Origin of the sequence: Larkinella sp. (assembly GCF_965227735.1) — a bacterium.
Lineage (GTDB): Bacteria > Bacteroidota > Bacteroidia > Cytophagales > Spirosomataceae > Larkinella.
This window is the reverse complement of record NZ_OZ245776.1, coordinates 130,160-143,812: the sequence shown is the minus strand read 5'-3', so window position 1 is coordinate 143,812 and position 13,653 is coordinate 130,160. Positions and strand designations below refer to the sequence as shown.

Sequence of the window (13,653 nt, the reverse complement as noted above, 5' to 3'; positions counted from 1 at the left end):
ATGAAGATTTTGTTTTGGTCCGTTTGAATGAATCAAAGGTCCGCTTCAACGCCTGAAAAGGCTGTCACAAATGAGTCAATCCCTGCTACTTTTGGGAATGATTAAAAAGAAGAATACGGGTCGATTGCGGTCGTTTTTACTGGCCCTGCACCACGGCTTCGTAGAACCGGTCCAGAATCAGCGCCCGGATGTTCAGGGTCGGTTTGCCGTAGGTTTTGGAATCGTCGGGATACACCCGGTTGGTCAGGCAAATGTAGACCAGGTTGTATTTCGGATCGACCCAGACGTAGGTGCCGGTATAGCCACTGTGTCCGTAGGCCAGGGGAGACGGATACGCCTTGGGGCCTTGCTTCGAATTCGGTGCTTTGGCAAAACCGTACCCCCGGCCACTGGTTTTCGATTGCTCCGCCGTAAAAAGATCCACCGTAGCGGGCTGGATATAGGTGCGACCGCCGTAGGAACCCTTGTTCAAATACATCTGGTAGAGAATCGCCAGATCGTTGGCGTTGGCGAACAGCCCGGCATGGCCTTCGACACCTCCCGCCATGACCGCACCCGGATCGTTGACGTAACCCTGCACGCGCATGTTGCGAAACCAGTTGTCGTTTTCGGTGGTCGGCACAATCCGGGAGCGCGGAAAGCGGTTTCGGGGCAAATAGCCCGTCGACGTCATGCCGAGCGGCCGGTAAAACGCATTCTGCACAAACTCATCGAGCTTCTGGTGAGAAACCGTTTCGATCACTTCCTTCATCATGTACATACTCACGTCGCTGTACACGAATTTGCCCCGCGTGCCGCCTTTCGACTGCAAGGTGACGGGCCACATGACCTCTTCAAAATAATTGGCCCGGAGGAAAAACCGGTCGGCTACTTTGGTCGGATAGGCCGCCGATGAGTCGAAACTCATATCCAGCGGTTTGAGTTGTTCGTAGAATTTGATGTACGGCGTATACCCCGCTTCGTGGAGCAGAGCCTCGCGGATGGTGACCGTCGCTTTGTCGGGGATCGTCCGGGTTCGGGCCACGTAGGTGCTGATGGGTGTTTTAAGGTCCAGCGCCTTTTGATCCAGCAGCCGCATCACCGCCGGGGTGGTGGCGCTGACCTTTGTGACCGAAGCCAGATCGAACAGATCATCGGCTTTCGTCACGGCATCCCGCGCGTACGTATGATGCCCATAGGCCTTGTGAAAGATTACTTTACCGTCTTTGGCCAGCAGCACCACCGCGCCGGGGGTTACGTGATCGGCAATGGCCACCGCCATCAACGAATCAATTACTTTCAGACGTTTACTACTTACCGTTACAGATTCCGGAACCGAATACCCCAGCCGGATTTTGGGCGTCGAATACCCGCTGCCTGCTTTGAAGAGCGCACTAAACGTGGTTTCAAGGCGATTGGCCGAAGCCAGACCGCCGAAAAGGACCTGGGCTGCGGCTGACGCACCTTCGGCGGTATTGGTCGGATACCAGATAATGGGACAACGCAGGGATTCCAGTCCGGCGAGGTTTTTTCCGCTCCCGGTCAGCACCACCACGACCCGGTTGATGGCCTGCTGATCGGCAATGAAATTCAGCAGTTTCGGGCCAAAAGGGGAGGAATCCGACAAGGTGATGACGACCAGATTGAACAGTTTCAGCCGGTCGTGGAGGTCAAACAGAACGGAATCGGTCGGAGCTGCACCGAGTGAAAAACCCGTAACCGGGCTGTACCTGGCCGCCAGACTATCAAAAACCGCCTGCTGGGCGTAGCGACCATTTACGATGGCGGTTTTTAGGTTCAGTAGGTCGGTAACCGGCACCAGTCCCGATGGGTTGTTTAGCACGACCACCTGTTTTTCAGCCTGTTGGATGGCAGTCAGGTTCGCGGGTGTGGGAAGCGGTTGGGCCATAGCCGTGCTACAGTACAGCAGCAGAAGGAAATTCCAGATCGACGGTTTCATACGTTTTGGCAAGTAAGGGGTTTGGGGCCTATTTTACAAACTGACCTTAAACTTGTGTTTAGTCCGAGTGCGGTTTCTTACCTGATTAGAAAGCAAGTCGGGGAATACCATTTAATCACATGCAGGGGTTGATCAACAGGTTGAATGACAGCCGATAGAGTCTAATTGTCAAACGGTATACCTAGTAAAAGTAGGATTTATTGAACGGTAGGTTGAAAAACTCATTTACACATATCTGATTATTAGCATATTATGACGCGGAGTACTTATTGAGTAATCTTTTTAAAATAAGTATTTTTGCTTATTTTTTGTTGGTATATGTAAAGTTTTTTATAAAAAAGTACAAATTAATTCCAACCTTTGGGTAATAAATTGTGTCTACAAATTACAAACAAAGATTAACCCTACAGTGTATGTCAATCAACAGTTTCTTTTTGATGATTTGCTTATTTGCGGTATCTGTTTTCAACAGTCATGCACAAGATTCGACTTTTAACTACAATAGTGAAATGTTAAAAAAATGGGAAGTAGGGATCAACTTTCTATCAGTATTCGAAATGCCTCAAGAGGTAGCATCTGGGATAATGGTTAAACGACACTTTCAAACCAATAAAGGAATAAGAGCATTGAGACTTAATATTGTACCCAGAATCTTTTATGGATCAAGTTCTTTGACGAGACCTTATAATACTACCCCGTCCATTTATGCAGCAATTGGGTATGAATGGCAGAAACACTATGGAAGGTTTGTTCCATTCTATGGTGGAGAAATATTTACTTCTTATGCTGTAATTAAAAATGCTGCAAACGGGATTACAATTGCTAAGCAAACCGTATTTGATATTGGAGGAAGCGGGTTTATTGGCGCCAAATATTATGCAACAAGAAGCATATCCTTCTCCATTGAAAGTCACTTGAGATATACATACAACCGTGTTGTATTAAATTCAACAGGTGTAAGTGCTGATAATTATTTAAGGAGATTAACCCTGTTGCCAATATATGCTCTTTACCTTCATTACCATTTTTAACCATTACTTAACTATATCTCTATGAAAAGGTTCACATTTTATCGTTTGATTTGGTTGCTTGCCATAACAAGCATTGCCAATGTGTCAATTTCTTTCTCTCAATCTGTTAGGGATTCTCCAAACAACGATTACAGTAGCTCCGCACCACCCGATCAGGTAATACCATATATAGTAGAATGGGGTTCACTGAGTGCGGCAGGGTGCTCTTATGAATGGAAGGCCTGGAATTCTATCAACGCCGTTGATGGGATAGGGATTCCAGCAGGAAACGGGTTTTCTTACAGGTGGAAAAATATAAATGCGAATGCTAAAATTGAGGTTAAAACAACTGGTTGCTCTTCTTCGGGCTCCAATAAAACTATGACATATGAGGTGCCAATACGTTACCTTGGTTCAATAGGGCAGATTAGTGTAAATGGAAGCTTGAGTGAGCCTGCTACTATAGGCTGTGGTGTACAAACGGTAACTTTCACCGTTCCTGCCGTGACGAATGCTACTAACTACTACTGGAATTCAAGCCTTTCTGGCTGGACTTATATATCAGGTCAAGGCACTACTACTTTGACAATGCAGAGTAATGGTGGTGGAACTGGCACTATTAAAGTAACTGCAACTCGTTCAGACGCAAGTAACGTTGAATCAGAGAGCAGTCCAAGAACGGTAAACCGTCCTGCTCCCTCCCTAAGCAGTATAAGTCAAACAGGGGCATATATGCTTTGCAACAGCAGTAGTAGTTTAAATTTATCAGCTACTGGAACCAGCGCGGATAGCTATGTTTATACCCCCTGGGGTGGTGTGAAGATAAATGGAAGTACATCTCCCGTCACTTCCAGTAGCCCCGTTACCATTACAGCAACAGCATGGGGGTATGTCATTGTAAATGCTTACTCGTCAGGTTGTGGAACGACAAGCAGTAATTCACAAACATTACAAATCAATTATGGACAAATTACCAATGCGATTCAATGGTTATTCGATGCGGGTTCCAATATGTGGCAATGTTCCAATGCCGGAATTCCTGGAGCAACGTTCACCTGGTCTTTAGTGTCAGGGTCGGCAACATTAGTGCCTAATATTAATGATTGTTATGTTACGACCACAGGTGGTGCAACCGTAGAAGTAACAGCGTCTGTTCCTGGCTGTGGCACGTCTTCGGCTGTCCAATATTACATCCCGCCAGCCGGTAGTTTTCTTATGACCTATCCAAATCCGACAAAGGATGTGCTTACGATTGAATTTAAAACGGTTGAAGTTAAAGAATCTTTGCCAGCTTCTATATCGCTTTACTCTGAATCATCTACCCGGCTGGTTAAAACAATTTCAGTTAAAGATGTAGCAGAGAAAAATACATTTAGAGATGGAAATAAAATCGAATTAGGCGTAAGTGACTTACCACGAGGAATTTATTATCTGCACATCAACCCCAACGATAAACAGAAACAGGAAATCCAAAAAGTTCGGATTCGGTTGGATTAATACCATTCCCTGAAGGACAAAAAAGCCGTATCCTTGTCAGATACGGCTTTTTTTGTATAAGGATAAATACGGGGTTTTCTATATGGTTATTCAGAATCCCCTCAAACCAACTCCCCACCCATCACCGGGTCCGAAAACCCTTCTTTTCCGGTTTCAACCCGACCAGCATATCGTTTCTCGAAAACCGGATGGCCCTCCACGTTCACGCTGAAATCGTACCAGCCGAAGCTGCGGCTCAGATCCAGAATCAGGCTGATTTGGCTCCCTTTCGAACCGGCTGCGGCCAGGGTTTGGGTCTGGGTGCCGGTTTGGTAGGCGTTGTCTTTCACCTCGATGGTGAAAGCCCGGGCCGGATCGAGGTTGGTGATGTTGAGTTCAACCGAGCCGCTGAGCGTGTTGGCCTGTGGGGCCGTACGCTGGTAGTCGCACTGAACCGCAACCCGTGGATCGTTGGCGGTTCCGATGAACTCGCGGAAAAAACCGTTGGGGCCATTGACCCGAAACTGGTAGGTCTCGTTCTCGAATTCCCGAATGTCCCAGCGGTCGCTCAGCCGGTCACCGACGGACACGGCATAATTCCGAACCTGCATAGCGCGCTCGGCGTTTTCGTTTTCCGACACGAAGTTATTCAGTGCATACACCGTGAAAGGCGAGCCCGCCGACTGCGCACCAAAAACGTCATTTTTCGCTTGCAGGGTAATGTCAAACGCTTTCTGGTCCGGATCGAACTGGCCATCGGCGTATAATTCGTACGGAATCGCCAGCGACGACCGCAGGCCTTTCTCCTGCTTTGGCAGGAGCGGAGACGACTGGGGTGCCTGTTTGATTTTGTTGATTTCGTCGGTCGTCAGCACCTTGAAATCCGACGGCAACTCCTTGAACTGGGCTTTGTGAATGCTTTCGACAAACTCGTTTTTCTCCACGAAAGCCGGCATCGGTATTTTCTCGCCTTTGTAGGGCCGGAACACCGAGGTCAAATCCCCGCAAACCGTCCGACGCCACGCACTGATGTTCGACTCTTCAATTTTCTTACCGGTTTTCTTGCTCAGAAACACTTCCAGAAACTGGAGAATGGACGTGTGATCGAAAACCTCCGACGACACCTTGCCGCCCCGGCTCCAGGGTGAGGCAATGACAAGCGGCACACGATACCCCAGCCCGATGGCACCAGCCCGGGCTTCTTTCTGAGCGTTCGGGCTTTTGCGTTGCAGTTCATGCTCCATATAGACGTGTTCGACGCTGGTGTCGATGCCTTTGGACACTTTTCCGGTTTCTGGCTTGTCGGGATGGGGTGCCACAAACGGCGGAACGTGGTCGAAATAACCGTCGTTTTCGTCGTAGCACAAGATGAAAACCGTCTTTTTCCAGACATCCGGATTTTGGGTCAGGATGTCGAGCATTTCAGAAATGTACCACGCTCCGTACCAGGCCGCGCCGGGGTGATCGGAGTAATTTTCGGGGGCCACCACCCACGAAACCGTCGGCAGCGTGCGGTTTTTCACATCCGCCCGAAACTGGTGCAGCACATCGCCTTTCGGAATTTCAACTTCCCGTTCCGTGCTGCCGTCGTGGTATTTCAGCTTCGTCAGTTCGTGGTAATGCGGGTCGTTTTTATTGGTCGTAAAGGCTTTCTCGTGCAGGTTTTTCTCCCGTTGCGACAATTTGGCGTAGTTTTCCCGGCTGAATTTGACCTGGTGTTCCCGGCCGATTTTCAATTCCTGTTCTTTCCGGCCCAGTTCCCGCTTCAGTTTGGGCAGGTTGCTGTCGGTTTCGGGCAACGCGTTGATTTTGGACGTCAAAGCCTGAATTTCGCCCGGCAGTTCGGGGAGTTTTTTAGCCAGATAACGCTGGTACGCTTCCGAAAATCCGACGTTATATTGTTCGAACCACTCGATGGGATTGTCGGTAAAATTGGCCAGCCAGCCTTCTTCTTCGCCTTCAAAGCCGACGGGCAGGCTCAGTTCGTTCTGGTAAATCCGCCACGAAATGCCGTTTTCTTCCAGCCGCTCGGGAAAGGTTTTCCAGTGGGCCGGATCGTCGTAGTCGACGTCCTCATTCCGGACGTTGGCTTTTACATTCCGATCCGGTTTTTCCCGGATGGTGCCGGTCCAGAGGTAAAGCCGGTTGGGCGTGGTGCCGGTCAGGGACGAACAGAAATTCTGGTCGCAAACCGTAAAGGCGTCGGCCAGGGCGTAGTAAAACGGAATGTCCTGCCGGTTGTAATAGCCCATGGTCAGGGGCATTTTGGCATATTCTTTTCGGCCCGATTGCTTGGAATCCAGCCACTTGTCGTATTTGCCATCGTTGCGGGCGTCTACCTGATTGGTCCAGGAGTGGGGGAGCGAGCTCATCCAGGTGGCTTTGGTGTCTTTCAGATTCAGCCGGAAAGGCACGTAGGTTTCACCGGCGGCATTGGTCTGGAGCCAGACCGGGTTTTTGTTGGGCAGCGTAATCGCCCGCGGGTCGTTGAAACCCCGGACGCCCCGTAGCGACCCGTAGCAATGGTCGAAGGAGCGGTTTTCCTGCATCAGAATGACGATGTGTTCGGCATCCTGAAAGGTGCTGCCCGGCTGGGGGTCGATGGCCATGGCTTTCTGGATCGAATCGGGGAGAACCTGAAACAGGCTTGTGCCACCGGCTAGCAAGGCGGCTTTTTTTAGAAATTCTCTTCTGCTGTCCGTCATTTCGGGTTGAGAGTTGTGGGTTAGTAAAGATACTTTTTTTTCGCTCCGAAATGATAAAAAACCGCTCTATTTAACAGTATGATAACTTTTCCATATTTAGCGGCAGAGCGCAGGCCTATTCATTTCGGCTTGTACATACCTTAATAGGGGACTCGACACAACAATTATTTCGAACACCCGGTTACTAGCCTGTTCAACCAACGAAACAGAGCGATGATCAGGAAAGGTGACAAGGTACGCTGGAAATACGCCAGCGGTCATGCCGAAGGAAAGGTGATAGAAGTCCACAAAGAGGAAATTGAAAAGACCATCAAAGGGTCGAAGATCAAGCGAAACGGCTCCGAGGATAATCCGGCGCTGGTGATCGAACAGGAGGACAACCAGACGGTTTTGAAATTACAAAGTGAAGTGGAAAAGATTCACAACTGACGAATGTCGCCAGGATACGGGGTAATCAGGTGGGTTTTTGAGTAAGTTTGTACTGCATCTATTCCATAATCCTTTATGCAACGCCGAACGTTTCTCCAAAATACCGGCCTTTTGGCAGCCGCCGTAACCGCTTCCGGCCCGGCGGTTTTGGCCGCGTCTTCCGCTCCGGCGGCCAAAAACAAACTGCCGAAATGGAAAGGCTTTAACCTGCTGGATTTCTTTTCACCCAATCCGGCGCAGGGTCGGAAGCCGACCGCCGAGGAACAATTCAAGTGGATGCGCGACTGGGGATTCGATTTCGTCCGGCTGCCGATGGCCTATCCGACCTACCTGAAATTTGACCGGAGTCGCAACATCACACCCGACGAAGTCTACCAGATTGACGAGCAGGCCGTGGATCGGATTGATAAGCTGGTGGCAATGGCCCACAAACACAACCTCCACGTCAGCCTGAATTTGCACCGTGCACCGGGCTACTGCGTCAACGCCGGTTTTCACGAACCCTACAACCTCTGGACGGATCAGCCTGCGCAGGACGCTTTCAATTTCCACTGGAACTTTTGGGCGAAACGCTATAAAAATGTCTCTTCTCAGAAAATCAGCTTCGATTTGCTGAACGAACCGAGTATGCGGGAAGACATGAACGACCAGCTTTCCAAACGCAGTTCGGTGCCGGGCGCCGTCTATCGAAAAGTGGCGCTGGCGGCTCTGGAAGCCATTCGCAAAGAGAATCCGAAACACCTGGTGATTGCTGATGGCAACGATGTGGGGTCGTCGGTGATTCCCGAAATCACCGATCTGGACATAGCCCAGAGTTGCCGGGGCTACAATCCGGGCATCATTTCGCATTACAAAGCTCCCTGGGCCAACAAAGATCCTGAGAATCTGCCGATGCCGAAATGGCCGGGACAGGTGGGCGATAAATACCTGAGCCGCGCGATGCTCGAAACGTTTTACAAACCGTGGATTGAACTGGTCAACAAGGGCGTCGGTGTGCATTGTGGCGAATGTGGTGCCTGGAACAAGACCCCGCACGACGTTTTTCTGGCCTGGTTTGGCGATGTGCTCGACATTCTGACGAGCAACGGCATCGGATTTGCGCTCTGGGAATTCAGCGGAGATTTCGGCGTACTGGATTCCAAACGGGCCGATGTGGCGTATGAAGACTGGCAAGGCCACAAACTGGACCGGAAATTGTTGAACCTGCTGGCGAAGTATTGATGGGCGGGGAGCAAGTGGTTCTGGAAGTGCATCGCGAGCGAAAACCGCTCGAAATTTTGTATCAATCGGCTGACCTGGTGGCCATTAACAAACCACACGGATTACTCGTACATCGGTCGATGATCGCCAGCGATGCCAGCGAATTTGCGGTTCAGCTCCTGCGCGATCAGTTGGGGCAGCGGGTCTATCCGGTTCACCGGCTCGACCGGAAAACCGGGGGCGTTTTGCTCTTCGCCCTGACTGAAACCCTGAATTCCGCCATGCAGCAGCAGTTTGCCGAGGGGAAGGTGCACAAAACCTATCTGGCCATTGTGCGCGGTTATACCGACGATGAACTGGAGATCGATTATCCGCTCCGGCGCGACGACGGAATTGTTCAAGGGGCTTTTACCAAACTGAAAACGCTCCAACGCACCGAAGTGGATTTGCCGTTTGGCAAACACGCCACCTCCCGGTATTCGCTCGTGGAATTAAAACCGACAACCGGCCGGTTTCACCAGCTCCGCAAACACCTGGCGCACATCTTTCACCCAATCATCGGCGACCGGCCCCACGGCTGCAACAAACAGAACAAGCTCTTTAAGGAGCGTTTCGGAATGGAAACCATGCTGCTGCACGCGCAGGAAATCCGGTTTCAACACCCGGTTTCAAACGAAGAAATCATCATTTCAGCGCCGTGGCAGTCGGAGTTTGAGCGGATGATGACGGTTTTGTTTGGGAGACAAAGCGGAAAATGAATTCAGAAGCAGGCATTAGACGGGTAGGGCATAAAAGAAAGTGGTTCCCTGTCCGGGTGCACTTTCTGCCCATATTCTGCCGTTTATTTTCGTTATAAAATCTTTGCAAATTGTCAAAGCTACACCCGCACCCTGGTCGATTGAACTGTGGGTGGTGTTGCTAAAAGAAAACAGTTGATTGAGTTGATCGGGCGTCATTCCCATTCCTTCATCGGTTATAGAAACGATAATTTCAGTATCCGATTTTCTAAAGGCGGCAGTGATCATTCCACCTTCCGGAGAATATTTTATTGCATTGTGAATCAGGTTTCTGTTTACGAACTGTATAATCTCCTTGTCTGACAGTAAGGTTGCGGTAGGGTCGATTCGGTTTACAAGGGTTAAGTTTTTAGTATTGAAAAGACTGTAGTGAATGGCGGCTGCTTCTTCGATTAAATTGTGTAGTTCAATTTGTTCCGGCATCGCTGTATAGCCGGAATATTGTTTTTTCACCCATTGCAGAATACTGTCAAACGTTCGCAATAGCGTACTGACCTCATTTTCCAGTGAATTATAAAATACAGTTAATTCTTCTTTGCTAAAAACGTGATCTTCCTTCATCAAGCTCGCCATACTTAGCGTGGTCGCGAGGGGAGACCTGAAATCATGTGCGAGCATCGAAACTAATTTTGACTTAAACTCATCGGCCTGGGTTAGTAATGTGTTTTGCTTAGTTATTTTTTCATTTAAACTGAGCTGCAGATGAGCACTTTTTTGTAGTTTTTTATAAAGCGTATAGACAAAAATAAGTGTGCTGATGAGAAGGATTGAAAAGCCAATCAGCAGGCCAATGATCCAGCGGTTATGTTTTGTCTGCAGGGCCAACTGGTTTAGCTCCTGTTGGGTGTTGTAATAGGTGAAATAATCACCAATGAAATTTTTACTGGAATTTTTTTCTTCTTCAAGAGCTTCAATGAGTCGCGTGTTGGTTGCAGCTTCATTAAGCACGTCAGCTTTTAAGTGGTAACACTTCTGTAACGACTTCAAAATCTCGACTTTAAAAGTGATAAAACCGTTTGCTTTTGCCAAATTGTAGCTTTGGTTGTAGCACACGATGGCACTATCGATTTTATTTAATTTCAAAAAATAACGCGCATAATAATCCAAACCGACGATCTCGTGGTATTCCCATTTGTTTTGCCGGGCTATCTGTAAAGCCGTTAAAATAACCGCCAATGCTTCCTGAGTTTCGCCTTTTTCTAAAAATTTATCACTTTTTAGCTGGTTTATAAAAAGCTGGGAACGCTGATCCCTAAACCGGATTGCTATTTCCTGGGCTTTCGCTAAATAGAAACCGGATGAGTCTGAAGGCGATTTAGGCATCAGAAAACTGTAGTTGGCATATAACATACTTTTCACGGAATCACGGGCGAGCCCTGCTGCTTTATTCAACGACTTTCTGGAAAATTTTAAGGAGTTTGGCGTGTCACCCAATACTTCATAAACGACGGCTGAATTCATCAGCATGTGAGCGACTCCAATGGTATCAGACACGCTTTCATATTCCAAAAGTGCCTTTGTATACGAGGACAGGGCCTGGCTATAAAGTCCTTTTAAGAAAAAAGCCGTTGCGATGTTACAAATGGCATCTGCTTTGCCTTTAGGGTAGTTGTGCCGATCCGCCATCGCTTTGACTTTTACCCCGTAGAGAAGACAGCTATCCGCACTTTTCATGTGCATCATGAAGCCAATGGTATTGAGATGGTCAATGTAGGTGATACTATCGGTTGTGTTTACAAGCTGTTTTTGCAATTTTCTAATTTCGGAAGTCTGAGAATAAGCAGAAAACAGAAAGAAATAAAAAGACAGGAAAAGTAAACAGGAAGTAAGTATACGCAGTTGAAAAGGGATCATTCCGGGCGTTGAAAAACGATTGAGTCGAAGCAAAAACAAATCGTGGGTTAATTTACAAATTAACTTTCGAATCCCTCTTGTTCAGGTCTGACAACTCACTTGTTTTTGCCATTTGTCAGGGCATCGCAGCGAAAAAACGGATGTGGCTGGGGGCGTGTTTATCCGATGATAAATCGTTTAGAGCAAGCGGATTCTAATCATTAAATGGATTATTACGGCAATGCCCGGCAAAAAAAGTGGTGCAAAAAGGCCCGTTCGGAAAAAGATTTATAAATCTTTTTCCGAACGGGCCTTCGTCTCTCCGCCAAAAAAACCGCTTATTCAAACACTTTAAACCGCTCGTGCGCCTGCCGTTCCAGCGATTCGCGGTGGTCGGGGTGGGCGATGTTGATGAGTGCGCGGGCGCGTTGGCGGAGGTTTTTTCCGTACAGATACGCCACCCCGTACTCGGTCACGATGTAGTGAACGTGGGCGCGGGTGGTCGTCACGCCAGCGCCTTCTTTCAGGAACGGCACAATCTTGCTTTCGCCGTATTTCGTCACCGAGGGCAGGGCGATGATCGGTTTGCCACCTTCCGAGAGCGAAGCTCCGCGCACAAAATCCATTTGCCCACCCACCCCGGAATATTGATAGGTTCCAATCGTATCGGCACACACCTGACCCGTCAGATCCACTTCGATGGCGCTGTTGATGGCCGTCACCTTCGGATTCCGACGGATGATGGCCGTGTCATTGGTGTAAGTCACTTCCTTCATCACCACGGCGGGATTATCGTCGATGAAATTGTACAACCGGCGCGTTCCCATCGCAAAACACGAAACCAGTTTATACGGAATCGCTTTCTTGAGTTCGTTGGTAATGACGCCCCGCTCGACCAGATCGATGACGCCGTCGGAGAACATTTCGGTATGAATTCCCAGTTTCTGGTGGTAAATCAATTCGGCCAGCACCGCGTTTGGAATCCCGCCGATGCCCATTTGCAGCGTGGCACCATCTTCCACCAGTTCAGCCACGAAGCGGCCAATTTTCTGTTCGGTCACCGTCGCCGGTTTTAGCGGCATTTCGTACAACGGATCGTCGCATTCCACAGCCGCGTGGATTGTTTTGACGTGGATAATGCCGTCGCCGTGGGTCCGGGGAACGTTCGGATTGATCTGGGCAATTACGTATTTGGCTGATTTAACGGCGCTTAATGAAATGTCTACCGACGGCCCGAGCGAACAGAAACCGTGTTGATCGGGGGGCGAAACCTGGATCAGGGCGACATCGAGGGGCAGAATATGGCGTTGGAACAACAACGGAATTTCACTCAGAAAAATCGGAACGTAATCGGCGATACCGGCATTGACCTGCTTGCGCATGTTGGCCCCGATGAAAAACGAGTTCGGCTTAAAAATCCCGGCGTACTGCTCTTCGCAATACGGCAGATGGCCTTCCGTGTGCATGTGACACACTTCAATGTCACGCAGCCCGGCGGCTGAAGCCCGCCCGACCATAGCTGCAATCAGCCGGTGGGGCGTTTGGGCCACGCTGTGAACAAACACCCGATTGCCGGATTGAATAACTTCGACGGCCTGCTCGGGGCTAACGATAGGAACCAGATTGTGCATGGTATGGAAACGAAATGACGAATGATCTGATTTGAATTTTTGACAAACCTACTGCCTGATTGGGTTGGATTTTGTGAGTAAAATCATCTTTTTTTCAAATCATGCTCGTATTATCTTTTGGGATTTGAATGCGATGAAAAGCTACGGTTTATGAAATTACCAGCAAATCCGACTACTTTTAGACTTTCCAGGTAGAAGCGTCGCCCGACCATTGATGACTATGAGAAAAGGAAATAAACTCTACAGCATTCTGTTCAACAAGTGTCCGTATTGTCATGAGGGCGACTTTTTTGTAACCAAAAGTGCGTTTAATCTGAAGAAATTCGATCAGATGCACAAAAACTGCGCTGTCTGCGGCCGGAGTTTCGAGCCGGAACCCGGTTTTTATACCGGCTCGCTCTACGTTAGTTATTCGTTTTACGTGGCCTGGATCATCACCACCTTCGTGTTGGTTGGTGTTTTGTTAGAAGTCGATGTAATCGCTTATCTGTGGGGACTTATACCCTCGCTGATTATCCTGACGCCGTTTTTCTTCCGGTTGGCGCGTCGCGTCTGGATTAATATCTTCGTGAAATACCGCCCGAATTCGGAAAACCAGAACGACGGAATCCGTTAAAATTCCCAGCGGTAATT

General features: G+C 48.9%; 10 protein-coding genes. 6 read left to right on the top strand and 4 right to left on the bottom strand.

The annotated features are described in order from the left end of the window. Positions 1 to 136: 136 nt before the first annotated feature. Positions 137 to 1,939, bottom strand: a complete 1,803-nt coding sequence (locus ACO064_RS00540) for a serine hydrolase domain-containing protein (protein WP_421825480.1) — start codon at positions 1,937 to 1,939, stop codon at positions 137 to 139. A 413-nt stretch (positions 1,940 to 2,352) separates the two neighbouring features. Between ACO064_RS00540 and ACO064_RS00535 the strand changes: the two genes are divergently transcribed. Together ACO064_RS00535 and ACO064_RS00530 are read left to right on the top strand one after the other, a co-directional pair. Further along, positions 2,353 to 2,970, top strand: coding sequence for a hypothetical protein (locus ACO064_RS00535; RefSeq protein WP_421825479.1), 618 nt, complete (start codon positions 2,353 to 2,355; stop codon positions 2,968 to 2,970). Positions 2,971 to 2,991: 21 nt separating this feature from the next. After that, on the top strand, positions 2,992 to 4,446 hold the full coding sequence (locus ACO064_RS00530) for a T9SS type A sorting domain-containing protein (protein ID WP_421825478.1): 1,455 nt from the start codon (positions 2,992 to 2,994) through the stop codon (positions 4,444 to 4,446). 101 nt (positions 4,447 to 4,547) lie between these two features. Here ACO064_RS00530 and ACO064_RS00525 read toward each other — a convergent pair whose 3' ends face one another. After that, positions 4,548 to 7,130, bottom strand: a complete 2,583-nt coding sequence (locus tag ACO064_RS00525; protein WP_421825477.1) for a phosphocholine-specific phospholipase C — start codon at positions 7,128 to 7,130, stop codon at positions 4,548 to 4,550. A gap of 213 nt (positions 7,131 to 7,343) precedes the next feature. On the opposite strand from ACO064_RS00525, the gene ACO064_RS00520 reads away from it, so the two are divergent. From ACO064_RS00520 to ACO064_RS00510, 3 genes are all read left to right on the top strand, one after another. After that, positions 7,344 to 7,559, top strand: a complete 216-nt coding sequence (locus ACO064_RS00520; protein ID WP_421825476.1) for a DUF2945 domain-containing protein — start codon at positions 7,344 to 7,346, stop codon at positions 7,557 to 7,559. Between the two features lie 75 nt (positions 7,560 to 7,634). Then, the gene (locus ACO064_RS00515) at positions 7,635 to 8,780 is read left to right on the top strand and encodes a cellulase family glycosylhydrolase (protein ID WP_421825475.1); all 1,146 of its coding nucleotides are present in this window, start codon (positions 7,635 to 7,637) and stop codon (positions 8,778 to 8,780) included. After that, complete coding sequence (locus ACO064_RS00510) at positions 8,780 to 9,517, top strand: pseudouridine synthase (RefSeq protein ID WP_421825474.1); 738 nt, start codon at positions 8,780 to 8,782, stop codon at positions 9,515 to 9,517. Before ACO064_RS00515 ends, ACO064_RS00510 begins: the two co-directional genes overlap by 1 nt. Before the next feature lie 15 nt (positions 9,518 to 9,532). On the opposite strand, the gene ACO064_RS00505 is transcribed toward ACO064_RS00510, so the two are convergent. Both ACO064_RS00505 and ACO064_RS00500 read right to left on the bottom strand, forming a co-directional pair. Next, positions 9,533 to 11,443, bottom strand: coding sequence for a sensor histidine kinase (locus tag ACO064_RS00505; RefSeq protein ID WP_421825473.1), 1,911 nt, complete (start codon positions 11,441 to 11,443; stop codon positions 9,533 to 9,535). A 284-nt stretch (positions 11,444 to 11,727) separates the two neighbouring features. Beyond that, on the bottom strand, positions 11,728 to 13,020 hold the full coding sequence (locus tag ACO064_RS00500; RefSeq protein ID WP_421825472.1) for an acetyl-CoA hydrolase/transferase family protein: 1,293 nt from the start codon (positions 13,018 to 13,020) through the stop codon (positions 11,728 to 11,730). A gap of 220 nt (positions 13,021 to 13,240) precedes the next feature. Here ACO064_RS00500 and ACO064_RS00495 point away from each other — a divergent pair, with 220 nt between their 5' ends. Then, positions 13,241 to 13,636, top strand: a complete 396-nt coding sequence (locus ACO064_RS00495; RefSeq protein WP_421825471.1) for a DUF983 domain-containing protein — start codon at positions 13,241 to 13,243, stop codon at positions 13,634 to 13,636. Positions 13,637 to 13,653 lie beyond the last annotated feature (17 nt).

Excerpts from the sequence above, each read along its gene's own strand:
- ACO064_RS00535 (WP_421825479.1), top strand. The coding sequence starts at position 2,353 with ATGTCAATCAACAGTTTCTTTTTGATGATTTGCTTATTTGCGGTATCT.
- ACO064_RS00520 (WP_421825476.1), top strand. The coding sequence starts at position 7,344 with ATGATCAGGAAAGGTGACAAGGTACGCTGGAAATACGCCAGCGGTCAT.
- ACO064_RS00500 (WP_421825472.1), bottom strand. The coding sequence starts at position 13,020 with ATGCACAATCTGGTTCCTATCGTTAGCCCCGAGCAGGCCGTCGAAGTT.
- ACO064_RS00540 (WP_421825480.1), bottom strand. The coding sequence starts at position 1,939 with ATGAAACCGTCGATCTGGAATTTCCTTCTGCTGCTGTACTGTAGCACG.
- ACO064_RS00525 (WP_421825477.1), bottom strand. The coding sequence starts at position 7,130 with ATGACGGACAGCAGAAGAGAATTTCTAAAAAAAGCCGCCTTGCTAGCC.
- ACO064_RS00530 (WP_421825478.1), top strand. The coding sequence starts at position 2,992 with ATGAAAAGGTTCACATTTTATCGTTTGATTTGGTTGCTTGCCATAACA.
- ACO064_RS00495 (WP_421825471.1), top strand. The coding sequence starts at position 13,241 with ATGAGAAAAGGAAATAAACTCTACAGCATTCTGTTCAACAAGTGTCCG.
- ACO064_RS00515 (WP_421825475.1), top strand. The coding sequence starts at position 7,635 with ATGCAACGCCGAACGTTTCTCCAAAATACCGGCCTTTTGGCAGCCGCC.
- ACO064_RS00510 (WP_421825474.1), top strand. The coding sequence starts at position 8,780 with ATGGGCGGGGAGCAAGTGGTTCTGGAAGTGCATCGCGAGCGAAAACCG.